At 31.1% G+C, this 25,198-nt stretch carries 16 protein-coding genes; all 16 read left to right on the plus strand.

Annotated features, from left to right (window positions below; genetic code table 11):
- Window positions 1–448: 448 nt before the first annotated feature.
- The 16 genes from AC1DVP_RS14490 (at window position 449) to AC1DVP_RS14565 (ending at window position 25,152) form a co-directional block, all read left to right on the plus strand.
- Window positions 449–604 carry a hypothetical protein gene (locus tag AC1DVP_RS14490; protein WP_477184198.1) on the plus strand — a complete coding sequence of 52 codons (156 nt, stop codon included), beginning with the start codon at window positions 449–451 and terminating at the stop codon, window positions 602–604.
- A gap of 52 nt (window positions 605–656) precedes the next feature.
- Window positions 657–2,744: a tetratricopeptide repeat-containing sensor histidine kinase gene (locus tag AC1DVP_RS14495; RefSeq protein WP_477184199.1), complete on the plus strand. Its 2,088-nt coding sequence runs from the start codon at window positions 657–659 to the stop codon at window positions 2,742–2,744.
- 6 nt (window positions 2,745–2,750) lie between these two features.
- Window positions 2,751–3,413 carry a hypothetical protein gene (locus tag AC1DVP_RS14500; RefSeq protein WP_477184200.1) on the plus strand — a complete coding sequence of 221 codons (663 nt, stop codon included), beginning with the start codon at window positions 2,751–2,753 and terminating at the stop codon, window positions 3,411–3,413.
- 1,171 nt (window positions 3,414–4,584) lie between these two features.
- A complete protein-coding gene (locus AC1DVP_RS14505) occupies window positions 4,585–5,238 on the plus strand; it encodes a helix-turn-helix transcriptional regulator (RefSeq protein WP_477184201.1) in 654 nt (217 codons plus the stop codon).
- A gap of 226 nt (window positions 5,239–5,464) precedes the next feature.
- Entirely contained in the window at window positions 5,465–6,004 is a 540-nt protein-coding gene (locus AC1DVP_RS14510) for a cyclic nucleotide-binding domain-containing protein (RefSeq protein ID WP_477184202.1), read from the plus strand.
- A gap of 39 nt (window positions 6,005–6,043) precedes the next feature.
- Window positions 6,044–7,579, plus strand: a complete 1,536-nt coding sequence (locus tag AC1DVP_RS14515) for a TolC family protein (protein ID WP_477184203.1) — start codon at window positions 6,044–6,046, stop codon at window positions 7,577–7,579.
- Between the two features lie 13 nt (window positions 7,580–7,592).
- Complete coding sequence (locus tag AC1DVP_RS14520) at window positions 7,593–8,855, plus strand: NHLP bacteriocin system secretion protein (RefSeq protein ID WP_477184204.1); 1,263 nt, start codon at window positions 7,593–7,595, stop codon at window positions 8,853–8,855.
- A 9-nt stretch (window positions 8,856–8,864) separates the two neighbouring features.
- Window positions 8,865–11,063: an NHLP family bacteriocin export ABC transporter peptidase/permease/ATPase subunit gene (locus tag AC1DVP_RS14525; RefSeq protein WP_477184205.1), complete on the plus strand. Its 2,199-nt coding sequence runs from the start codon at window positions 8,865–8,867 to the stop codon at window positions 11,061–11,063.
- Between the two features lie 10 nt (window positions 11,064–11,073).
- Window positions 11,074–13,980: an NHLP bacteriocin export ABC transporter permease/ATPase subunit gene (locus AC1DVP_RS14530; protein WP_477184206.1), complete on the plus strand. Its 2,907-nt coding sequence runs from the start codon at window positions 11,074–11,076 to the stop codon at window positions 13,978–13,980.
- 2 nt (window positions 13,981–13,982) lie between these two features.
- A complete protein-coding gene (locus AC1DVP_RS14535) occupies window positions 13,983–15,122 on the plus strand; it encodes a DUF7005 family protein (protein WP_477184207.1) in 1,140 nt (379 codons plus the stop codon).
- An 895-nt stretch (window positions 15,123–16,017) separates the two neighbouring features.
- Complete coding sequence (locus AC1DVP_RS14540) at window positions 16,018–17,178, plus strand: hypothetical protein (protein ID WP_477184208.1); 1,161 nt, start codon at window positions 16,018–16,020, stop codon at window positions 17,176–17,178.
- A 37-nt stretch (window positions 17,179–17,215) separates the two neighbouring features.
- Entirely contained in the window at window positions 17,216–19,153 is a 1,938-nt protein-coding gene (locus AC1DVP_RS14545; protein ID WP_477184209.1) for a tetratricopeptide repeat protein, read from the plus strand.
- A 26-nt stretch (window positions 19,154–19,179) separates the two neighbouring features.
- Complete coding sequence (locus tag AC1DVP_RS14550; protein WP_477184210.1) at window positions 19,180–20,874, plus strand: leucine-rich repeat domain-containing protein; 1,695 nt, start codon at window positions 19,180–19,182, stop codon at window positions 20,872–20,874.
- A gap of 17 nt (window positions 20,875–20,891) precedes the next feature.
- Entirely contained in the window at window positions 20,892–22,811 is a 1,920-nt protein-coding gene (locus AC1DVP_RS14555; RefSeq protein ID WP_477184211.1) for a hypothetical protein, read from the plus strand.
- Window positions 22,812–22,818: 7 nt separating this feature from the next.
- Window positions 22,819–23,994, plus strand: coding sequence for a hypothetical protein (locus tag AC1DVP_RS14560; protein ID WP_477184212.1), 1,176 nt, complete (start codon window positions 22,819–22,821; stop codon window positions 23,992–23,994).
- 69 nt (window positions 23,995–24,063) lie between these two features.
- Window positions 24,064–25,152 carry a hypothetical protein gene (locus AC1DVP_RS14565; RefSeq protein WP_477184213.1) on the plus strand — a complete coding sequence of 363 codons (1,089 nt, stop codon included), beginning with the start codon at window positions 24,064–24,066 and terminating at the stop codon, window positions 25,150–25,152.
- Window positions 25,153–25,198 lie beyond the last annotated feature (46 nt).

The raw sequence follows: 25,198 nt of genomic DNA on the forward strand, positions 1-25,198 counted from the left end.
CTACTACTACTACTACTACTACTACTACTACTACTACTACTACTACTACTACTACTACTACTACTACTACTACTACTACTACTACTACTACTACTACTACTACTACTAGAATAAAAAAAAAGGCAACATTTTCTTATTACCTATTCCAGTGGTAAAGTGAACCCATTTTTATTGCTGATTTATCAAGTCAAATCTAAATTTCTTTCTTAAAAGGTTATTGTTTGTTACCGGAAATAGTTAAACTATTTTCAAAGAGGAATACCATGAAAAGTGGGAATTTTAACATTTTTTACACTTTTAGTCTAAAGCCAAACTTTAGAATCGATATAGATTTGTCATGTAATATTACAAGAACGAGGAATTCCTGAAAAACATTTTTTAGTAACTGCAATAATTATTACAAAGCTGTTGCTCAAACAAACATTTTCTAAACAAAACCTAAGACACCATGAAACATTTTTTTTATATTATCGCCATTATATCTCTATTAGCCACTTTAAATTCTTGTACTGCTGACGAAATTGAAACTGACAAACCTAAAGTTCAAGTTCAAGCTGATGTTGACCCAAATAATCCTGGTAGCATGATCCCACCAAAAAAGTAACCTTTTTAGTTTTTTGTATTATTTTTTTAAACATATTAAAAAGTTAAAAAAAATGTACTTTTACGATTATTTTAATAAAACACGATTGAAACTATTCACAACAATATTGATTTTTAGTATTTTTTTTATTGGATGCGAACGTAAAAATGAAAATTCTTACGCTTCAAACGCTAGTAAGTTAGATTCGTTGATTTCTACTTCGACAAACAAAAACAAAACTAAAGAAGAAAGGTTAGAAAAGGCATTATTAGCTTCTGAAATTATTCAAAAAAATGACACTTTAGTTATGTCTGCTGACTATTATTTTGAATTGGCAGATTCATTTTTACAACTTGGGGAGGATCATAAATGTCTTTACTTATTGCAAAAGTTGTATAGAAAATCAATTTTATTAAAAGACAACGAAGGTATTCAAAATACAAGCTACAGTATTGCAATTGTTTATAATAAAGAAACAAAATATGATTCCGCCTATTATTACTTTACAAAATCAGAAAAAGTCCTTTTAAAAAAAAAGAATGAGAATTTATTGGGTAATGTAAAGATATGGAAAGCAGAAATATTATCTTTTAAAAATGACTATGTAGGGGCTGAAAAATTAGCGATTGAAGCATTAAAATTTGGTATTGAAAAAAATAATAATCTACTGATTTACAATTGTTATCTCACTTTAGGAAGTACGCTTGTTGGTCTGGATAATTATGAAAAAGCTGTAGATTATTACAACAAAGCTATTAGGATTTCTGAAAAATTAAAAACAAATTCAAATTATTTATCTTACAAATGCCAGCCCTACAATCATATTGCTAATATATATGTAAAAACCCAGAAATATAAAAAAGCGATCGCATTTGCAAAACAAGGGTTAGCTATAGCAGATTTCAAAAAAATAGATCCTCCAATTTATTGTTATCTTACCAATAAACTGGCTTATTCTAAATTTAAACTAGGTAACAAATCGTCATTAAAACAATTTGAAGAAACTTTAAAAATTGGCGACAAAATAGATAATATTCCTGTTCAGATTACCTCAAAAATCTATTTAGGTGAATATTATTTAAATCAAAAAGACACTTTAAAAGCCAAATTCTACTTAAATGACGCACAATTGCAAGCACATAAAAATAATTTTTTTGAAGATGAATTCAGAATCCTTAATTTATTGCCCTTTGCATATCCTCAAGAAAAATTCTTTTATACAAATAAATACATTCATCTTAAAGATAGTCTTCAAGATGTTGAACGTACTTCTCGTAATAAATATGCCCGGATAGAATTTGAAACCGACCAAATAATTCAAGAAAAAAAAATGGTTGAGAATAAAAAAAATGAAATCTCTAAACAATTCATTCTATATGCTACCATAAGTGGCTTGGTATTATTATTATTGTTAATTATTTTATATCACAAAAACAAAAACATCAGACTTGAAAAATTGTTTCGTAAACAAGAACAAGCTCTAAATGATTCGCAAATTTATAATTTGATGCTTTCAAATCAGCAAAAAATGGAAGAAGGCAAACTTATCGAAAAACAACGCATCTCTAGAGAACTGCACGACGGGATAATTGGAAAATTGTCGGCAATACGAATGAATTTATACGAAATAAAATATAGTCAATCACCGGAATCAATAAAAAAACATTTGGTACATATTGCTGAGATGAAAAATATCGAAGAAGAAATCCGCAACCTGACACACGAACTAAACACTACTGTTTTTTCAGGATCTGATGATTTTGAAACAATGATAAAAGCATTATTCACTGAATTGAGTAATAACCCAATAGCTGAAATAAGCATAGAAATTGATCCGAGAATAGTCTGGTCGTTGGTCGATATAAATATAAAAATGAATCTTTACAGAATTTTTCAAGAAGCATTACAAAACATCAATAAATATGCCGATGCTAATATAATTACAATTGCAATTGCTAAAGGCGGAACAGGTATAAGTATTCAAATTTCCGATAATGGCAAAGGTTTTGATGTAACTCAAACAAAAAAAGGAATTGGATTAAAAAACATGAATCATCGCGCAATGGAACTTAAGGGGCAATTCTCTATAGAATCGAAACAAAATATAGGTACAAAAATAAATTTGTCAATTCCAATAGAATTCTATAGCTTTGAGTTTTAAACACTAATGACAAAAAAAATACTTATAGTTGAAGATCATCCTGCAATGATTACTGGATATAAAACAATTCTTTCTCACAATAACTTAGGGCATCAGTTAGAGTTTTATTCTGCAAACAATTGCAAAGATGCTTACGATTGTATTTCAAATGAAACCAAACCAATTCCTTTTGATTTGGTAATGCTGGATTATAGTATACCATCTTTTCCCGAAAAGGATATTTCTAATGGTGGCGATTTAGCACTTTTAGTTCACAAATATATTCCTAGTGCAAAAACATTAATTATTACTTCGCATTTTGAAAGTGTTATTTTGTACAACATTTATCAAAAAACAGAAGTCAACGGAATTATGGTCAAAACTGATCTCGACGATGAAGAATTGTTGTTGGCTTATGAAAAAGTCATGACTGGTGAAAACTATTTTAGCAAAAGTGCCAAAAAGGCAAAAACTGAACGCCTGTTAGCCGAAGGTCATTTTGATTCTGTTGACCGCCAAATCATAACACTTATTTCTAATGGATGTCAAATAAAAACTATTGCAAAGACTATAAAAGTTTCTGAAGACACTGTTAAAAAACGAAAAAGTAAAATAAAGGATATTTTAGGCATTGATAAAGGCAACGACGAAGACATTTTGCGTGAGTGTAGATTATTGCGAATGATATAGAGAGGGTTAATGTGTTTGTTTAATACGTCATTCGACGAAGGAAAAAAACACACTACAAACACTTTATAAGTTGTCTACTTAAAAACTCATAAATGTATTGCAAGTTGCTGAATTTATTGATTTCAGAACTTGATACAAACTAAGCTCTTCTATTTGGAAAAACTTTATTTCATAATAAATTATAAAAATATTAATCCTTTTGACTACAAATAAACGGTGCAATATTTATGCAGAAGCACTAAAAAGCTAGATGCATAATCTTAAATATCTACTTCTTTGATCTGGATAGAAAACGCTTGTTTTTCATCAGACTTTGCTAAATAAATTACAAATGGCTCTAGGTCAAGGTATAGATGTTTTTACTTTGGATTCAGACAAATTTTAATAATTGTATATAGTGTCTCCAGATTTATACAAAATCATTTTCCGGCGATCCTTCGTTTCTCCAATATCATTTTCATCCGTATTTAAAAAATTTTATTCAAAACTTGGCATTTCTCCCTTAGCTGTTGTTCGTCATAAGAGGAGATGTTTTTGTAACCATTCAACCTGTTGCTAACGACTTGTTTGCACTGATTTTATCGCAATGTTCGCAAAGATGAATTATTCCCTTTTAAATTTACGTATGCAAAGCAGATATTGTTTGTTTTACTCTTTGTTAACAAACTGAAAGAGCTAGAATGATATCTTTGCGAACTTTGCGGTATTTTTTGTAGCTGAATGTTTACCGTTTTTTTTTGTAAAAATCACCCAAATAACTTTAAATATTTACAACGAATTGGAGTGAATACGAGATTCCGTTTCTTGTGAGGTGTTCGGTTTTATTTAGATTCACCCGCTTACAAGATGCTGAATACATACTAATTTTAACTTTTTTTACACTTTAAGTGTAAAACCATACAAAACTCTTGCAGTAGTTTTGACATATTAAATCACTTCAGGATTGTTTGCAACTAAAATTTTGGAGTATAGAAAAACCGATAAAACAGAGTGATTATAAAGTAATAAAAGCGTATTGATTGTTTTGTATATCTGTATTTAAGATAGTTGCAAACAAAACAATGTTTTGTTTGCAAAAGAAAAGTCAAAAGTCTTTGAATTTGCCTAAAAACGTATCAGTACTTGATTGTTGAAAATTAATAACCAATAGGATTAATTACCATTACAAATCATGAATACAATAGCAAAAAAAACTGCAATAGATTGGTCTTCACCAGATATTTTAAATCATCTATTCTTACATATAAAGAGTCCATTAGATTCTATTATTACTGCTAGCACACCTAGCACAACTGGGAACGAGATTAAAAATGAAATTATTTTTTCTAGTAGTAATGAAATTAATGATCTTATAGAGGAAATATTGAATGAAATTAAGTCTAATTCAGTAAGCTTAACAATACAAAGGAGACCCGATATTTTTGATATTTATGAATCAAATAAGAATGTTCAGGATTTATGCTCCAATAAGATAACTCCGGAAAAAGTTACAAAAAAAGACCAAAATTGGTTAATAAGCTTAGAAAAAGAAATCTATAATTCCATTTCTAAGAACGATCTTGATTTATATGAATTATCGTGTAAAATGGCTGTAAGTGAAAGACAACTTCATAGAAAAATTGGAAATTTAGTTTACTTAACCCCTAATAAATACATACGCATATTAAGATTACATAAAGCAAAGCAACTAATCGATAATTATATTCAAGATTCCATTTCTCAAGTTTCTTATTCTGTTGGATATAATGATTCTCATTATTTTTCAAAATTGTTCAGTGATCAATATGATATATCACCCAAAGAATTAATAAACTCATTAGCCTAAAAGAGTGTAATAAAAAAGTATTAATCAAATCCAGAATTTCATCTGAAGTTCCTTTAAATCTACTTTAAAAAGATATTGAATTAAACGAGAATAATTTAGACGGTATTAATGTACGGTTGTTAAACACTCCATAATTATTACTGATTGTAAAAGCCTGTAAGATTCTTTAATGAAATTTTTTTAAATATAGCATAACTAAATAATCATAACCTTAAAAATATATATTATGAAACGAGTGCTTTTTTTCCTAGGCCAATTAAATGACAAAGATTTGGAATGGATGATCCATAATGGCCAAAAAATAGAATTAAAAATTGGAGATACACTGATCCAAAAAGGAAACTATGTAGATAATTTATACATTTTATTATCAGGTCAATTGTCAATTTGTTCAAATGAAATTGAGGGCGAAGAAATTGCACTTTTAGGAGCAGGAGAAGTTGTAGGTGAAATGTCTTTCTTAGAATCCAGACCTCCATCAGTTTCTGTTATTTCAAAAAAAACCTCTGTAGTTTATAAAATATCCCGAAATGCAATAGAAGCAAGACTTTCTTCAAATCCAGATTTTAAAGCTAATTTTTATTACTCATTAGCATTGTTTCTTTCTAATAGGTTGAGAAAAACAACGGATCAGTTAGGATATGGGATTACCGAAGAAGAGGATTTAATTGATACCAAAGTATTGGATGTGGTTTCTCAAGCCGGGGCGCGTTTCGGGCAAATATTAAATAGGTTTTCCGAGGTGAAGTTAGGTGTTAATTATTAAGGTTCAAATATGAGGAATTACTTTTTGTTTTATATTTTATTGACTACAAGTAATATTTTATATAGTCAGTCTAAAATTAAGTGTGATTTAATAGAGGTCTCAAGTATTGCATTTAATAAAAATCCAACCATAAAAAGCGCTAATTACTCTATCCAAAATGCCGAAGCTAGTTTTCAACTTCAAAAAAGTGTATTTGATTTTAACTTAAATTCTGAAGTTACCTACCAAAATGAAAAATACAATCTTTTTAATGCTGATTCTAGAAATAAATACATCGATAAAACTCTAAGAAATAATTCATTTGGTGTTTCAACTGATTTACAAAAAACATTACGTACTGGACAAATAGTAGATGTAAGTTTAAAGTATAATTATAATAATAATAATTATCCTTATAACGCCTTTGCTGAATATGTTGGCGCTTTTTATGGTAATCATTCCAGTACTGTTAATCTTACATTAACCCAACCTCTTTTAAGGGGAAGAGGAGCAAAGATAACTACAGCGTCAGAAAAAGCATCTGTTTTTTATATTAATAAAAGTAAATATAATTATGAATTTGCAAATTCTTATGAAATTGAGCAAATTGGTATTGCCTATTGGAATTACTATACTGCATATAAGAGTCTGTCAATTTATATTCAAAATGAAAATAGGGTAAGAGAAGTATTAAACATGACTACTGAACTTGTAAAAGCGGATAAAAAACCACAAAGTGATTTAGCTCAGGTCAATGCCGATCTAAGTAATCAGGAAAGGTTAACTGCTGTTGCAAAACAAGATCTATATAATGCAAGATTAAATTTAGGACGAGCTATTGGTCTAATCGATGAAGAAAGTCAAAGATTAGATATTCCTATTAATGATTTTCCAACTGTCATAGAATCTGGATATAATGAAGCTATTAATAAAAATGCATTTATTAAAATTGCTAAGGATAAAAGAGGTGACGTAAAGGCAATTGGAGAAGAATATAAAGCAATAGAGCTTCAAAATCTAATAGCAGCAAACAACCTAAAGCCTCAATTAAATTTATCAGCATTTGCTTTTTATGGAAGTGCAAGCGTTGGAAACGGTGTTGATAAATCCTGGGCCTCTCTTACTAACAATCAAGGTCAGGATATGGGAGGTGGAGCTAAACTAACATTTTCTTTTCCACTGAATAACAATCTGGCAAAAGGGAATTATTCAATAAGTAAAATCGCTTTGCAAAATCAGTCCATAATAAATGAAAACACTCATAGAAATATTGAACTGAATGTTGATATAGCTATTAATAACTTGAAAAACAGTGTTGTAATTCTTGAAAAATCAAAAGAAGCTTTTGATTTTTTCCAAAATGCTTTTAATAATGAACAGATAAAGTTTCAATCAGGTTTAACTACTCTTTTAAATTTAATCATATTTCAAGAAAGACTAACTTCTTCAGAATTAGAGAATTTAAACGCGCAGCAACAATTTTCAAATGCAATCATAATTCTTAGACACGAAACAGGGACTCTTATTTCTAAAGAAGATCTTGGTTTTAAAATTACACAAAATGCATTTTATACTATTCCTAACACGGAAAATTAAAAATATATAAATTATGTCAGCAACTTTTTTTAGAAAATCGGCATTAGAGAAACTTTCTACTCCAGAAAAATTAGATCAATTAATTAAGGTCACTGGCACAAAAGCATGGATAGCTCTAATTACAATTATAGTAGCGATTTTTACAGCGTTAATGTGGTCATTTATGGGTACCGTAAAAACAAAATTAAATGTAGTTGGGGTTGTATTAGGTGGAGACGTTCATGAAGTAGTTGCTACTGCACAAGGACAATTAGTAGAGTTAAAAGTAGCTATAGGTAATAACGTTAAAAAAGGAGATATTATCGCTACAATACGACAACCAGAACTATTTCAACAAATAGAAGATGCAAAAGTGGTATTGTCAGACAGAAAATTTGAAATGGAAAAGCTAACGTCTTATGGAAATCAAGGCACTCAATTACAAGGTAAAATAATTAGTCAATCACGTGTAAGTATTAAAGGCGAAATTGAATCAGAAAAAAAGAAGATCGTATTTCTGAATAATCAATTGGAATCAGAGAATGTACTTCTTGATAAAAGTTTAATAACTAAATCGCAAGTTGCAAATACAAAACAACAGATAGAGGCATCCAAAAATACAATCGAAAGATTGAAAGGACAAATCGTAGAAACATCCAGTCAACAAAATGATTTGGGATTTGATATGCAGCAGAAAGTTACATTACAAAGCCAAAGAATTGCAGAAGCTGAAAGAAATCTTCAGTTTTTAACTGAAAGATATGACAACCAAAGAAATATAAAAAGCCCTTATAGCGGAGAAGTAGTTGAAGTTTTAACCGATGCTGGAATTGTAGTATCAGTGGGATCTCCATTATTTAAACTTAAAAATACAATTAACACAAAACAATCACAACTAAGAGGAATTCTTTATATCCCTTCCAAAGATGGGAAAAAAATTAAAAAAGGAATGGAAGCTCTAATTGTACCTTCGACCGTACAACCTGAAGAATATGGTTTTATAAAAGGGAAAGTAACTTATGTGTCTGATTTTCCGATAACCCAACAAGGAATGCTAACCTCCGTTAAAAATGATCAACTTACAAAGCAACTTTTAACAGGTGGTCCTTTGTTTGAAGTTTACGTTGATTTTGAAAAGGATCCTGTATCATATAGTGGTTATAAATGGACTTCTGCTAAAGGGCCGGATATTTTTCTGCAAGAAGGCACATCATGTTTGGGTAAAATTACTATCAAGCGAGAGCCCCCTATAATATTAGTTGTTCCTGCATTTAAGAAATTTTTTGACCTATATTGATCTATCAAAATGATAAATAACACAACCTTACTTATAAAAAAACAAGCTAGACCTGTTAAAGTGCCGACTGTTCTACAGATGGAAAGCGTTGAATGTGGTGCTGCAGCTTTAAGTATTATTTTAGGACATTTTGGCAAGTTTGTTCCATTAGAAAAATTGAGAATAGCTTGTGGGGTATCACGAGATGGATTGAAGGCTACAAATATCCTAAAAGCAGCTAAAGAATTTGGATTAGAAGCAAAAGGATATGCTAAATCTATTGAAAAACTAATGCAAATAGAAACTCCATCGATTATTTTCTGGAATTTTAACCATTTTTTAGTCCTAGAGGGGTTTACAAAAAACAGAGTCTACCTTAGTGATCCGGCACAAGGGAGGTATTATGTGAGTCATAAAGAATTTGATGATTCTTATACAGGTGTTGTTTTAACCTTTAGCCCTTCAAAAGAATTTGAAAAAGGAAATGATAAAAAAGGATTAATATCATCTTTAATTTCAAGAATTTCTAATTCTAAATTAAGTATTATCTATATTATTATAGCAAGTTTGTTTTTAGTAATTCCTGGTTTAGTAATTCCATCATTCCTTAAAATATTTATAGATAAATATTTAATTAATAATTTTTCAGGTTTTGTAATGCCCCTTTTATTAATTATGGGTGCACTACTAATTATTAATGCTTCTTTAGTTTATCTCCAGCAATACTTTTTACTTAAATTAGAAACAAAACTTGCATTGGTAACTTCTAGTAAATTTCTTTGGCATGTTTTTCATTTGCCAATTGCTTTTTTTACTCAAAGATACAGTGGAGAAATAGGTAATCGAGTCTCATTAAATGATAAAGTAGCAAAACTGTTAAGTGGGGATTTAGCAAACGCTGTATTAAATCTTATTGTTGTGATTTTTTATGCAATTTTAATGTTCTCATATGATGTTACCTTGACATTAATTGGTGTTTTTATGGCAACACTAAATGTTGTTGCCTTAAGGTATGTTTCAACGGCTAGAAAAGACGGAAGCCGAAGATTAAGTAATGAAAATGGAAAGTTGTTAGGTACTACTACCTCTGGAATTAGTATGATTGAAACATTAAAATCCTCTGGTAGAGAAAATGATTTTTTTACTAACTGGATAGGATATTTGGCTAAAGTAATGAATGCTCAGCAGGAATTTGGATGGTTAACAATAAAGCTTAATATACTTCCAAATCTAATTTTATCTTTAACAAATACTTTAATATTAGGAATAGGTGCCTTAAGAATAATGGAAGGAGAAATGACTTTAGGAGCTTTAGTTGCCTTTACTTATTTAATGAATAATTTTATTACCCCCGTAAATCAACTAGTATCAGTAGGAGCCATGTTGCACGAAACAGAAAGCGATATGGCACGTATTGATGATGTAATGAACTATGAAATTGACAAACAATTTATAGACAATGAAGATGAAAATATTCAAAAGGTAAATAATGAATTCATTAATAATAAATTGATTGGATATTTCGAAATGAAGAATGTGACTTTTGGATATAGTCGCACCATGCCTGCATTAATAGAGAACTTTAATTTAAAATTAAGGCCTGGAAGCAGGGTGGCATTAGTTGGAGGTTCTGGGAGCGGAAAGTCAACTGTTGCAAAAATAGCTTCAGGACTTTATGATCCATGGGAAGGAGATATCTTACTTGATAATAAAAATAGAAGACATATACCTAGACATATCATTACAGAATCATTAGCGGTAATAGATCAGGAAGTCCTCGTGTTTAATGGTACTATTAAAGAAAACATTTCCTTTTGGGATACAATGATTCCTGAAAAAAACATTGTAAATTCTGCAAGAGATGCTGATATTCATGATGTTATTGCTGCTAGAAATGATGGTTACGATAGCTCTGTATTAGAAGGCGGTTCAAATTTTAGCGGAGGGCAACGCCAGCGAATTGAAATTGCTAGAGCCTTAGTTTGCAACCCTACAATTTTAATTATGGATGAAGCTACTAGCGCATTAGATTCTACCACAGAAAAAATTGTGATGGATAATATTAAGAAAAGAGGATGTACTTGTTTAATTGTTGCCCATAGATTAAGCACTATAATGGACTGTGACGAGATAATTGTAATGGAGTTTGGTAAAATCGTAGAACGAGGCTCCCATAAAGAATTATTAAAACTAAATCGTGTTTATGCAAAATTGATAGAAACAAAATAAAAATTAAGATATGTCAACGAATGAAAAAATATATATAGGAGTTGAAGAACCATTGATACTTAATAGCACAGACAAATTTTGGATGGTAGTTTCTGGTGAAGTAAATGTGTTTTATGTTAGAGTTGATAAAAAAGGAGAGTATTTATGCGGGTTAAAATATCTTTACTCCGCAAAAAAAGGAGACTTATTATTTAGTTTACTATCTCCTGACTCTAAGAATGATACTCGTTTAATTGTTTTTTCAAACGAAGCTACTTTATTATCTATAAATAAACATAAACTTATTACTATTGATCATTTTTTTCTAACAAGCATGATCGATAAATGGATATTAAAAACTTCATTTAAAATTAGTTCAAATAATGCACCAAAAACTTATAAGACATTAGATAAATACAATATATTTTTTTTAAATCAAAATACGGTAGCATATCCTTCTCACGGAATAAATTGGGTAAGTTTAATTTATGGACAGCTTTCCGTTTTCTCAGAACAGGAAACTATTAATTTTGAAGGTGTTCCTAAATTTCCAATTCCTGTTTGTAATAAGTTATGGATTAAATCCTTGTCCGAATGTTCTGAATTAAAATTAATGAGTACTAGAGAAGTTTTAGAAGATGAAATTAATTTTTTAATTTCCTTAGAAAAAGTACAAGCCCATTTTTACAATCAGCTTTGCAAAAATATTGAGATCAATAGTTTGTTCGAAAACAACAACCTCAATGATAAATTAATTTATCAGGAAGAAGAATTAAAAAACACTTTAGAAAAAATAAAATCCATAGTTACAGGCAGTAAAAAAAAATTATATCACTTTACGAATAGTAAAACACAAAAACAAAACATACTTTATTTAACATGTCAATTAATTGGAGAACATGCTGGCTTTAAATTTGTAGAGCCAAAACATTTTGAATCAGATATAAATAACGCAAACAATCTTCTATATGCTATTGCTCAAAGTTCTAAAGTAAGAATACGAAAAATTATTTTGAGAGATGTGTGGTGGAAAGATGAAAATGGGCATTTATTAGCATTTATAAAAGAGTCTAATGAGCCTGTTGCCCTTATACAGCAAAATTCTACAACTTACATAATCAAAAATCTTTCAAAAGGGACTGAAACAGTTGTTAACAATGAAATAGCCGAATCTTTAGAACCTATAGGCTATATGTTTTTTTCTGGGTTTGATATAAAAATGGATTCCATAAAAAAAGTATTAAGTTTCGCTATGAATGGTGTGAAAAAAGACGCAAAACTATTATTAGTTGCTTCTTTACTCGGAAGTCTAATCGGTTTATTAATTCCTGTATTATCTGGGATGATATATGATGATGTAATACCAACTGCAGATAAATCCACACATTTAGAAATCTTTACGATTATGATAATTATCGGTTTGGTATCTGCTGGCCTGCAACTTACCCAAGGAGTCTTACAAATGAGAGTAGAGTCAAAATCAAGTGTTAACCTACAAGCGGGAGTGATGGATTATATACTTCGCTTACCTGTAACTTTTTATAAAAAATATACTGCAGGTGATCTCACAAATAGAGTTTTAAGTATTAACTCAATTAGACAAATCCTTTCTAATACACTTATGACGGTAGTACTTAGTGGGGCATTCTCATTTGTTAACTTATTACTTCTTTTTTATTATGATTCAAGTTTAGCATGGGTTGGAGTTGGACTTGCTTTAATTGCTATTGCTTTTATGGTTTTAATGGGCTGGCTAAAATTGAAGTATGATCGAGAGGTGTCTAAATACGAAGGAGAAATTCAAGGTTTCCTTTTCGAATTTTTATCTGGAATTAGTAAAATAAGAATAACTGGAGGTGAAAAAAGAATTTTTTCTTTATGGGGTGATAAGTTTTCAAAATTAAAAAAATTAGGATTTAGTTCAGGTAGTTTTCAAAACTTTGTAGAAGTTTTTAATAGCTCTTATCCTCTTTTTACAAGTATATTATTTTTTTCATTTATATATTATACTGTTTTAAATTCTCAAAATTCTGGAATGTTATCTGTAGGATCATTTATGGCTTTTATCATTTCCTTTAATAAATTTTTAAATGATAGTTTAAGATTAAGTATGGCATTTATTTCTTCACTTAGTGTTATTCCTCTGTACGAAAGAGTAAAGCCAATTTTAGAAGAAAAACCAGAATCTATAGAAGAAAGTATTGATCCAGGTGAATTAATAGGTGAAATTGAACTGAATTCTATATCTTTTAGATATTATGAAGATCAGCCTCTAATTTTAAAAAATATTACATTTAAAATAAAACCTGGTGAAATGGTTGCTTTTGTAGGTGCATCTGGCTCAGGAAAATCAACAATTATGAGACTCCTTTTAGGTTTTGAACATCCTGAGTTAGGCTCTATATTCTATGATGGAAATATATTTGAGAAAATGAATAAAGAACTTACAAGGCGGCAAATAGGTGTAGTGTTACAAAATGGAGCGCTTATGTCAGGTAGTATTTATCAAAATATTGTTGGTAATTCAGAATTAACATTAGATGATGCTTGGGCTGCGGCACGCATGGCCGGTATGGAAGATGACATAAAGAATATGCCAATGGAAATGCATACGTTTATTAGTGAAGGGGCAGGTACATTTTCAGGAGGTCAAAGACAAAGATTAATGATTGCTAGAGCAATTGTTCATAAACCTAGATTATTATTTATGGATGAGGCAACAAGCGCTCTTGATAATAAAACTCAAAATATTGTTGCAGAAAGTTTAGATAAACTTCAAGCTACCCGCATAGTTATTGCACATAGGTTGAGTACTATAAAAAATGCTGACCGTATTTTTGTTTTGGAAAAAGGGGAAATCAAAGAATCAGGAACTTATGATGAGTTAATACAAATGGATGGATTATTTACAGAACTTGCCAAACGCCAAATTGCTTAATAATGTTAGATAAATTGCCTTTATTAAAAAAAATTGACCATAGTATTAACCTTGATTTTTCTGAAGAGCTTAAAACCTACTTGTCAAATAAATTTTGGTCAAAAAAACACACAATATCGCCTTTAGCAGATGAAATAGATCTTGAATATTGGGGAGGGATTTCAAAAAGAATTACTGAAGATAAAACAATTTTTAATGAATTAAAAAAATGCTATCCTCAATTGAATTTTCCAATAGAAATAGACATAGAAAAAACAGAATTTTATAAAGATATAGTTTTAAGAGGAAAAACAGAAAATATAAATCTGCCTTTTTCACTAAAGCTAAATGATTCTAAAAATATAGCTTTTAAAATTCATAAAAGCATTGCAGGTAAAATACCAATAGTAACGGTTCCAAATAAAGAAGACTTCACAACAATTATACAATCACTATTATATAAAAACAACCCCAAACATGTTCCGTTATCTATGGGTGCAGTATTAATCAATGGAATCAATAACTGGGAGAGATTAGCTATTTTAAAAAACGATTGGTTAACAACTAACACTTTTGGAAATTGGGCCAAAGAGTTTTCTTGTAATGTTTTGCCTAATAAGAGCTTATATAAAGATAAATTAATTATTCTAAGTACAAAACCCTATAGTAATGTAGCGGCAAAACAATTGGGTTTGACTGAAAATTTATGGTTATCCTATTCCATTTCGATAAGAGAAGAACATGAATGCACACATCTATATACACTTAAAAAATACGGGGTGGCATCAAATAACCTACACGATGAGTTAATTGCAGATTATATAGGAATTATAAAAACTATTGGACACTACAATAAATCATGGATGTTAATATTTATGGGACTTGAAGAGTATCCTAAATATAGACAAGGAGCAAGGTTGGAAAATTATTTATTGGACAATAAATTATCTCAAGAAGACTTTAAACAATTAATTAAAATAATTAAAATTGCAATTGAAAACATTTCTATTTTTGACGAAACTCACGAAAAGTTACAATCAGAGATAGATCAAATGTGCAGAATAGACGCCCTTTGTGAAACAAGTTTAGAAGAATTATCATCTACAAATGGAGCAGCTTTACTTATTCATAATTACTATAAAAGGTTGAAAAAGGAAACTTAATTTTAGTATATTTTCTTATATTATCCTCTGATAGGTCATAAACTATCTTCATTTAAATACTTTGGATGATTGGCATATTTTAGAATAATTTCTAGGGCATCAACTCACTGCTATGGGTTCTGACTTGAAATTGGCAAGATTTAAAAAAAAGTGCCTATGAGCCGTCATATTTTTACGAAAAAGCTTCCATAAAAAGGAAATTCCCATATTGGCAAGTGTAGAATTGATAAACAAACCCTATTTTTCGAGTGCTTCGGCAAGTGAGCAACTCTGCTCATCGTTATCAATTTTGCGCTTCGAGTTATTCCTTAGGTATGTATATATTTTTAATGTAACAACCAGAATTTTAATTTATTTATTCAAATTATTATTGGCTTGATTATTTATATTCTGGTTCTTTATTAAATTTCGAATAATTTTTATAGCCGGTATATTTAAATATATAACCATCTATTATATTTTGTAGTTTAAACATATTATTTTTTAGTTACCCAGTTTATTTATGAAGTAAATCATCTAATAATGCGTTAGATTTATAAAAAGTAACTATAATATTTTGTTAAATATTTCACCTCCCTTTTAGGTATAAAATCATTATAAATAGTGAGACTCATTAAATGAAATAACCCGACTTTTGAAAAAGTACGGACAGTACCAAAAAAACAAAATCGAAAGTAGTAATGAGTGGTGCAATTTTAATAAATGGCAAATGTATTAATGTGTACCCACAGCTAGACTTTATTTATGAGCGAATGGGATTCATTCAGAGTTTTTTTTATAGAGAAAGAAGAACGATAGCTATAAATATACCCAATATCTGGACTCTAAATTGTTGCCAAAGACAATGCACTTACTTTGGAATCTAAAAAAATAATTTTTAACACAAAGTAATAAAATGAAAAATTTTCAAATTACAATAGAACAGGAAATAACCCATTTTGTCTCAAAACATCCAAATGAATACAAAACAATCATAGATAAAATAACATCCTATAGTAGCAGTGATTATACCGATGATTTTTATTCTTTTCAGGCATTTAAAAATCAATTAAAGGAAGTTTACCTTAATCTGGCCTTAGAGGACTACCGCATTTCTAAAAGTGAAACCCTTCGAGAAGAGATTATTGCTATTGCCGACGATAAGATAGACAGACTTTACAATGTAATGATTGCACTGGACGATGAGCAAGCATTTAATACAGTTTTAGGATACGCTACCGACTATTTGAAAGGCGAAGATTTTTTGTTTTTTCAGCAATTGTATGTAAACGAACTATCTCTTTTTGCATTGGCGCAAGCTTATTATAACCCAAAGTTTAAACAAGCCGTTATTTTGTTTTTTGAAACCTCTTTTGATTATGTCAAAAAATATGCAAAAGAAAATGACAAGCAAGGCACAAGCACAAGCGCAGACCCGGATGGCAGTACATTGTTAGCATTGGTTCAGGCAATTTCTTCTTTGAAGGAAGAAGACAGGAAACAATTTGCCAATCTTGTTTTTGACATTTATGCGTTTAGCAGTAACGAAAAAAGAAGTTATGGAATGAATCAGGCTTCGGGTTTTATCGCACTACTGCTTACTTTATATTCTGCTACAATTGATGTCATTACGTTTTTGAATGCTACAATTACGAAAAAGTTAAAACATTACAAAGAAAATATTTATGTTCATCAGACATTGTATGCCAAATGGTATCTGGAAAAAAATCATACCGAAGCACTTGCTTATTTACAAAATGATGAAAATGCCGGCCGGCCAACTTTTGCCATTTTAGCATTGACTGATCTAGGCTGTCAGGATGCTTTGCCAGTTTTAATTGAAAAACAAAAAGACGAAAAAAATCCAGTAGTTTGGGAAGTGTACCAAGAAGCAATTCATCGATTGAGCACAAAGTACCAAATTACCAATAATGAGGACATGATGATTTGGCTTAACGGAAATCTAACTCCAACACAGCGTGCATTAGGTGCCGAATCTGATAATATTTTTGTTAAAAGAGCACAACAAAAACTGGCTATAGATGATACCGCAGTATATGAAACTGATGAAGAGTAATTACATACTCCAGTAAAAAAAAAGTATTATTTTCATTATGAAAAATTACAGTTCTTATCAAAAAACAAAAGAAGTCTATTTTAATAGAGATAGTGCTTTTCCAATAGCATTAATTTTTATTGCCTCCGTTATCATCTATGTATTGTACTATTTTCTAGGTATGGGGATTGCCTTGTTTTTTAATTTTTTTATCTCTTTTTTTTCTTATCTGTATGTCTATTATTACGGAAGAAGTAGCCAACGAATAACCTTTGAATTTTTGACAAGAGTTGTCTTTATATTTGGATTATTGCTGTTTGTAGATTACGGAGTTTATACACTGGTTGTTTATCAAAAAACGGGTATTTTCAATACACTTTATTTTCTATTATGGTTGTTAATTTTGCTTGGAACTCCCACTGTTTATTCTGTTTTTAAATATGGTCGTTTTTATTTTCAGGAAAGAAAAATGGCTTTGAATTATTTAAAGGTTTCTCTAAAAATAGATTATGACAGCCAATTACTCACGTATATTGATGCCGTACAGTTTGTAAACACTTCAAAACGCACGATGTCCGACATTAAACTAGAAAAAGCACCTTGTTACTATTCGGAAGCGGAGTTGAAAAAAATGGAAGATAATAGTACCCGAAATTATTATTTAGAAAAAAGTGCTTTTAGCGATACCATACATTTGCCTTTTGGCGCTAATAAACTTTTTATGTCTTGGTATTCGATTATAGAGAATGCATATTATGATATCGAATTACCATTTCCTTTCGAGAAAATGATTTTGGAACAAGAAAAATACCCCACCAATGTTTCGGCAGTTTTGAGAGGCAAAAAAACCAAACCGCTCAATCTCCATATTCATGCCCACGGAGGAATAAAATTATTCAATAGTGATACTGTTTTAATCAATCATCTCAGCAGTACTCCAACTTTAATTACAGAAGAAATACGAGATGAAAAAATAAAACGCCATCGTTATTCACACGAATATTATAACGACCCAAAAGCCTTTTCGGGTTTAATAGAAAAAATTAGAGCTTCTAGCGGGATTGAAGAACGCTTTCAAATACAAAATAAATTGGTTTCTTGGAGCATACGTATTTCGGGGCTTGAAGGCAATAATTATTTGGATGTATTTGATGTTTCTTTTCGGGAATACAAAAGCGAAATAGAAACTTTGGAGCAATCAATGATGCGATTCTTGCCCAAAAAAATTGAAATTGTGTATCGAGGAGATTATTTATACCGTTGGTTGACTTTACGTATTAATTATCAAAAACTCTATCACTGCATTCAAAAACTGACGGACGGAAATGAAGAAACTCCTGTTTTTTTTGACCTTGCTTTTGAAAATATTTCCCAAAAAACGGATTTGAAATTTACGCTTACCGCTAATGAAAAAGCGATGAAGTTTACCGATTGGGAGATTCAAATTGATAAAGACCGTAAACAAAGTATGGATGACCATTTGCTCGACGAAAACGAAGATGAAACAAAACGTACTCTTTTGAAAGAAGCTTGGGCATTGGTTGGAAACAAAAAATATGCTTTGGCTCAGGAAAAATGTGATGCAATATTAGCATTAGACCCAAGGTATGGTTATGCTTATTTTTTAGAATCCCGATTATTGTGGTTCAAAGAAGGTTTTAAAGCCTGCTATGCCAAAAAGGATTATTTTATTACAAAAACAGAACACGAACCAAGTGCATTGGCGCATATTTACAACAATTATGGATGCCTGTTGGAAGAGGAACTGCGCTATGAAGAATCCAAATCGTATTTTGAAAAAGCAATAGAATCTTATCCAAAAGAGGGACTGTATGTGTGCAATCTCGCCGAAATGTATTGTAAACTAAAAGACCCAAAAAAAGCAATGGAGTATGCAGAAAAATCAAAAAAATTAGGGCATGAATCCGAAACGCTGCATATTATTTTAGAAAGTAAGGGAACTCATGACTTTATAAAAATGAGTGTAGAACAGTAATCCGAAAGAAATTAATTATGATCAAAATGACAGCACTTTATATACTCATTCCAGTATTTTTACTCGGAATATTAGTGGTAAAAGCTCAAAATACCTCGAAATACAAATACCTATTTCGCAATACGATTTTAAGTCAATCCCAAAAGTATGAACTGGCTCCTGTGCTTCGTGGACGTGTGTATTATCCGCACTACTTTTATATCCCGTCCTTAAAGCGATATATGGTCTGTTCGGATTTGGACGAAACGGGACCTTTTAGAGTATATGAAAAAAACACAAAGCCTGCAGGAAAAGCATACTCGTTACTGGATGAAACAGGAAACAAGGTTGTTACGTTCGAAACTCCCTTGAACTTTTCTTATCGAAGTGGCTCTTTTTACGGAGCTGCATCATATATTCCTTTTTTAGAAACAGGAAAAAAAGATGTGCTGCCTTACGATGAAATACACAACTCAAACTTGGATTTGGGAGAAAGAGATTTCGAAAAACTTTTTATACAATTATACACATCGTCCGAGTATGTTGAATTTATTAACCTTCGGGTTTCGGGTGACGATCTTCATCAAGCAGGTGTAATTTTCAAACGTCAAGGCAAGACTGCTATTTTGCTTTCAGGATTAAAGGACAGTCGTATGATTTGTCGTTTTCAAGAGAACCGAACTACTAATAATCGTGAGGACTATTATCTGCCAAATATTTCAAAAAAAGAGACTTTTCCACAATCAGAGCCTTTATTAGAAATGATTTGGCTCGAAACCACCGATACCAATCCTTTTGTACATTGGCGAACGGGTTTAAATCCTGAGTTTGCCATCAAGAAATACATTAATACGTATTCTTCTGGTTGGCAAGGGCTTGTAAAACTGGGAGGAATTCCAATTTATGTCCCTGGCGAAGCTTCGGGTACACTATATGTCCGTTTTAAAACCAGAGGTGAAATTTTTAGGATTAAAATTTTAGAAGTCGAAAAATTTGGACTCGTTTATAATTTAGGACTTCGCACCTTTCAATTGCCTGCAGCTATTCGCGCCAAGAATTCACTGGTATTTATGGAATCTGCCCAAGATCGAGGCGAAAATCGTTTAGGCGGAGGTGTATTTGTGGTGCGTCCTGCTACCAACACGAATCCATCGGCAGATATACCATCAGATATGACAGAAGAACATTTTAACACACTGCCTATAACTTTGCAAGAAGCTTTATTATTGCCTCCAGATGCGGTAACATCGCTCAAATTGATTGATAGAAATAGCCGCGAGTGGTTTCCTGAAATAGAGCGCTTTAAAAACCTTACCCATTTGGAAATGAGTATCGTAATAACAGAAATTCCAGATGCGATTTCAAAATTTCCTATGCTAGAGCAATTGTCATTGAAAAACTGCAACATCCAGAAAATATCTCCTCAACTGGCAAAACTAACGGAGTTAAGTGACTTAGATCTTTTTTCGAATAAATTAAATGAATTTCCAGCCGTTGTTTTAGAACTAAAAAAATTAAAACACTTGAATATTGGAGCCAATGAAATTGCAACTTTGCCAGAAGAAATAGATAGATTAGAGGAGCTGGAAAATTTAAATATGGTACTTACAAACATTACTACTTTACCAAGTTCCATGATTAAAATGAAACGACTTTATATCTATGACGGAAAAGTCCTGGAAAATAAAATGCCTCCTGAATACAAAGATTTGTTTGATTATATGAAAAATAATAGGATGTAATTCCATAAAACATTGAAATGTACGTTATAAAAATCACACAAAATACCGAAGCATGGCTTGTTGCTGTTTGTCTTGACGAAGAGCAAGTCCCGTTATATCTTGAAACACTCTCTGTCGAGACACAAGCTCACGCCTCTTATTATCAAATTCCGATGGAAATATTTCCGTTTATTGTGATTGAAAATACGGGAACCAATCACGAGTCCGAATCGTATTTTGAGTTTTGTAGCGTAGAAGAACTTCAGGTTAGATTTGAAACAATTCGCAAGCAAAAAACAGATAACGAAGAGCTTATTTATTTTAAGTATTTTTTTATCGATGAAGAATATTTTCAATCGCTTTCAGATAAAAATTATATGATTTATCTGAGGCACACCGTGGTTACAAACGCTGTGTTGGATGAACCTTATGTGATTTCTGTTTTTCATGAAGAAATTAAAAAATGCGTTTCCAATTACAATATCGATGGTTTAGACAAACTGTTTGAACAAACTAAAACCATATACACTTCAAAAACTGAAAAAGAAGACTTGGCAATCAATGGTTATAATGACTTGTTTTGGGATATGAATTATGACCATGCCTGCGGTAAACTCATAGAAACAGGTATTCAATATTTACTTCCTATGGTAGAGAATATGGAAATTTTATTGGATGAAAAAAAAGGACAGCACCGTAGCTTTGCCCAACATATTTTATTGGAACAAGCCTGTAATGAAGAACCCCAAAAAGCTCCTGCTGTTTTAAAAGATACTGTTGAAGCTTTTGAAAATTATTTGATTTCACAGCCCGAAGAAAAACTAGAGATTCATCGTTTGCTTGCTATTGCTTACCGTTGGATGATGAAAACTGAGCCCGAAAATGCTTTGCCCTTTTGGGAAAAAGCCGTTTTAGAAATTGAAAAAGCAATAGATTTTAACCCAGAAAAAGCATCTTGGTCTTTATTCTTCGAATTGATTTATACTCCTTTCGAGCAAGACAAAAAAATAAACCAAGCACAGGCAGAAGCACAAAAAAAGAGTATTGTAGATACACAAATGTTGGAAAATAAATTGGGAGGAGTGATTTCGTATCAAATTGCCTTGGCATACCAACATTTACAAGAACATTTGGAGTGGAAAGAAATCGAAAATGTTTTTCCCGAAACGATTGCTACGCATTGGGCAGAAAAAGCTTTGGACTATACTCCCGACGAAATTACCAGCATAGATTTATATGAATGTGCCTCGTTTTTCAATCAAATAGGAAGCAGAACGAAGCGCATCGATTTCTTGGAAAAAACAATATCACTGTACGAACGTGCAATGAAAGCTTCAGCAGATTGTGCCTTGGAAGTCTATTTCTTATCTAATCTTTGGAAAGAGATTGCTGAAATTCACATCGAAAAACAGGAATGTATATTAGCCGATAAAGCAATCGAGCAAGCAAAATTACTTTATGAAAATCACATCGAACAGATAAAATTACATCCTTCTGCCAACCTCCATTATGCCGAGTTTTTGGAATACTGTTTTACCTATCAGGGAAACATAACAAAACCAACCTTGTCCGAATTAAAAAGTATGGCTAATGATGTAGAAATTCAGTCAGAAGGGTTCCTGAGTTATCCTTATTTATTGTTAATGCGGATTGCACTGTATGAAAAAAACGAGCAACAGGCTATTCTTGAACTTACCAAAAGTTTGATTTTGCACGAATCCTGTGCCGATTCCGAAGTTGAAGCTCTGATGGCCCAATTTGAGGATGCTGATTTCAAGGAATTAAAAGCTTTTTTGAGTGAAACAAAATCATTCATGGAAGAAATCAGCGAGAATTATTATTATAATCCTGAAGTAAAATGGGAAAAAATGAGAACCATGTCTGCCAAAGAATTAACAGTTTATTGGAAAAAACGAAAAGAAGAAATTAGAAACAGACCCCCTTTTATTATTGAATAAAAATAGCATGAACGAGACATTATACACCAAAATACAAGAAGAATTTAATGCAATAGCCAGTACATTTGGAGAAAAAGAGCGCGTTGTTTTATCAGATAAAAATAGGATTACAGTTCAGTCGATATACAATCTGTTTGAAATACAACCTTACTTTTCTCAGCTTGCTAACGAAGTTTTATCTCCGGATGCTAAGTTTTTTATAGAAAATGAAGAAGATTTTAATCCTGAAACAGATGATTTGTACGAATACAAAATCAATCTCGAAAACAGAAAAACGTATCTTAAAAAACAATATTACGGAGACGATATTTTCTATAGCACAATCTACGAATATACAGAAGCGTATCAAAAAAGTTTTTGTGTTTACCAAAACAATCAAGATTTAAAGGCAATCAACCTGAGTTACCTGTATTTAAAAGACGGCTTGCCTCATCAGTTTGTAGAATGTACCGAGTATGGTATTTCTTTAAAAACCTATACCTGCGAAGGACAATTCATTAAAAGTTACAAATTGGAGTGGCCTAATTATGAACACCATTGCATTGGCGAATTGGATTTTGATGCCGAAGGCAATTTAGCACGTATTAGAGAAACAGCCTCTGATGGAAGAATACGCATATTGTTCGAAAAAGATTTGGAAATAAAAGATATAGAAAAAACTTTGGTCGAGTTAGAAGATTTTTTAGTAGAAAACATAGCCGATCAGATTCTTGAAAAAGTAAAAATTAAAGAGCCTGTATATTGTTTCTTGTTTGAATACAGTATGCAAGGACCATTCCCGCCAACGATTGCTTTTGGTACATTTTCAGCAACAGACGGCAATTTTGAAGACAAGAAATTGTATGAGTTATATAATGCACCAGATATGCAGTATTTTTCTGAAAACGACGAACCCAGTTCAATCGCTATTGATTTTTATCCAATAGAAATTCAGTCTAATTATTTGGTTACAAATGCACATGGCGAAAAAATTCCTTGGCAGGATGAGGAAGCCTGCGATCTTTGGGCAAGACAAGTAATGAAAACGTATATGAAAGTATGTAAACGATTAATGCATTTTGATTTTTCAGAGTCATTTGTCAAAACAGACTTTTTTTTGGTAATGGCACGCGATTTCGAACAATGCAATGAAGCTGTTTTTTACAAAGAACTTTCGGCTTACAAAAAAGAAAATGGACTTTAATTAAGAGTATTGGTATTCAGTACAATACAATGAAAAATTTAGCGGTCAGCTTAGAAAACGACACCAACAATGAAATGGATAATAATTTTTTTCGCATTACTTGGGTTAACAGCTTGTAAGAATCAAATTGTCAATAAACGAAATGTTTCAGCCGACAAAGACTCAACGAATTCTATTCAGACCGTTCAATATTCTGAAAAGGAACTTATTACATTACTTGACAGTATTGGGAATTTAAATTCAAATGGCTGGACTGAAAAACTTACATTCAAAGTTGACTCTACTTTAAACAATCAAACAAAGCTAAACAACAAATTAAGTCGGACTGATTTTAAAGCGTTAAAGACAGCAATTAAAAGCGGTGAAATAGATTTGGACGTAGCAAAACGAATTTTCCCTCAACTTGAAATAGGCAGTAACTTAGCTTCAAATTCGGAGGACAACAAATTAACAATTGGCTTTTACTCATTTGACAATAACAAAAAAGACTTTAACGAATTTGCCATTTCAATTGGCTATGACGGTGGATTAGCTTGGAATAATGATGTTTACTTTTTTAAATCTGATAAGGTTATTGCAAAGCATAAAATTTTTCACCGTTACGGGCTTGAACTTAAACACTTCAAGAATGAAATCAATGAAACAGTACTCTATTATAAGGTAAATTATGAAAGCGGAACAGGTATTTGGTGGAATCAATTTAATTTTTACCGCTATGACAAAGATGAGCTATTGCCGACATTGACAGAAATTGAAAACATAAATCTGCAAAATTCTTGGAGCATAAGGACTTATTGGATTGAATCAACAATTTTGGACACGAAACCATTGAAACTCAAATTTGTGTTTAGAAATCAATTTACAGACATATTAGGAAATCAAATTGAATTCATAAACGACTCAACAGAAATAAAATATAAATTCGACACAAATAAGAAAATTTACGACCCCGAGTTTAGTGACGTTAAACTCAACAGGCTGAAACTATTGACTTATTTCCACGCAGACAATGAATTACTATTCGTAAACATTAATTACGACCTTTTCAAAAAAGAATTAAACAGTAATGACCAAGTAAAACGACAAGCTATTTTGAATTATCTGAAGGAATTAAAAAATAAACTTAATAGACAATCGAAAAGAAAGTTGAACCGCTAACAGAAGTTTGCCAAAAAGTGGGTTTTGTGCCTAAGAAGATGGTGTT

Source organism: Flavobacterium sp. P3_A6, from assembly GCF_056403035.1.

What these genes read in the sequence shown, in the direction of transcription:
- AC1DVP_RS14490 (WP_477184198.1), top strand. Translation starts at nt 449, where the DNA reads ATGAAACATTTTTTTTATATTATCGCCATTATATCTCTATTAGCCACT.
- AC1DVP_RS14495 (WP_477184199.1), top strand. Translation starts at nt 657, where the DNA reads ATGTACTTTTACGATTATTTTAATAAAACACGATTGAAACTATTCACA.
- AC1DVP_RS14500 (WP_477184200.1), top strand. Translation starts at nt 2,751, where the DNA reads ATGACAAAAAAAATACTTATAGTTGAAGATCATCCTGCAATGATTACT.
- AC1DVP_RS14505 (WP_477184201.1), top strand. Translation starts at nt 4,585, where the DNA reads ATGAATACAATAGCAAAAAAAACTGCAATAGATTGGTCTTCACCAGAT.
- AC1DVP_RS14510 (WP_477184202.1), top strand. Translation starts at nt 5,465, where the DNA reads ATGAAACGAGTGCTTTTTTTCCTAGGCCAATTAAATGACAAAGATTTG.
- AC1DVP_RS14520 (WP_477184204.1), top strand. Translation starts at nt 7,593, where the DNA reads ATGTCAGCAACTTTTTTTAGAAAATCGGCATTAGAGAAACTTTCTACT.
- AC1DVP_RS14525 (WP_477184205.1), top strand. Translation starts at nt 8,865, where the DNA reads ATGATAAATAACACAACCTTACTTATAAAAAAACAAGCTAGACCTGTT.
- AC1DVP_RS14530 (WP_477184206.1), top strand. Translation starts at nt 11,074, where the DNA reads ATGTCAACGAATGAAAAAATATATATAGGAGTTGAAGAACCATTGATA.
- AC1DVP_RS14535 (WP_477184207.1), top strand. Translation starts at nt 13,983, where the DNA reads ATGTTAGATAAATTGCCTTTATTAAAAAAAATTGACCATAGTATTAAC.
- AC1DVP_RS14540 (WP_477184208.1), top strand. Translation starts at nt 16,018, where the DNA reads ATGAAAAATTTTCAAATTACAATAGAACAGGAAATAACCCATTTTGTC.
- AC1DVP_RS14545 (WP_477184209.1), top strand. Translation starts at nt 17,216, where the DNA reads ATGAAAAATTACAGTTCTTATCAAAAAACAAAAGAAGTCTATTTTAAT.
- AC1DVP_RS14550 (WP_477184210.1), top strand. Translation starts at nt 19,180, where the DNA reads ATGACAGCACTTTATATACTCATTCCAGTATTTTTACTCGGAATATTA.
- AC1DVP_RS14555 (WP_477184211.1), top strand. Translation starts at nt 20,892, where the DNA reads ATGTACGTTATAAAAATCACACAAAATACCGAAGCATGGCTTGTTGCT.
- AC1DVP_RS14560 (WP_477184212.1), top strand. Translation starts at nt 22,819, where the DNA reads ATGAACGAGACATTATACACCAAAATACAAGAAGAATTTAATGCAATA.
- AC1DVP_RS14565 (WP_477184213.1), top strand. Translation starts at nt 24,064, where the DNA reads ATGAAATGGATAATAATTTTTTTCGCATTACTTGGGTTAACAGCTTGT.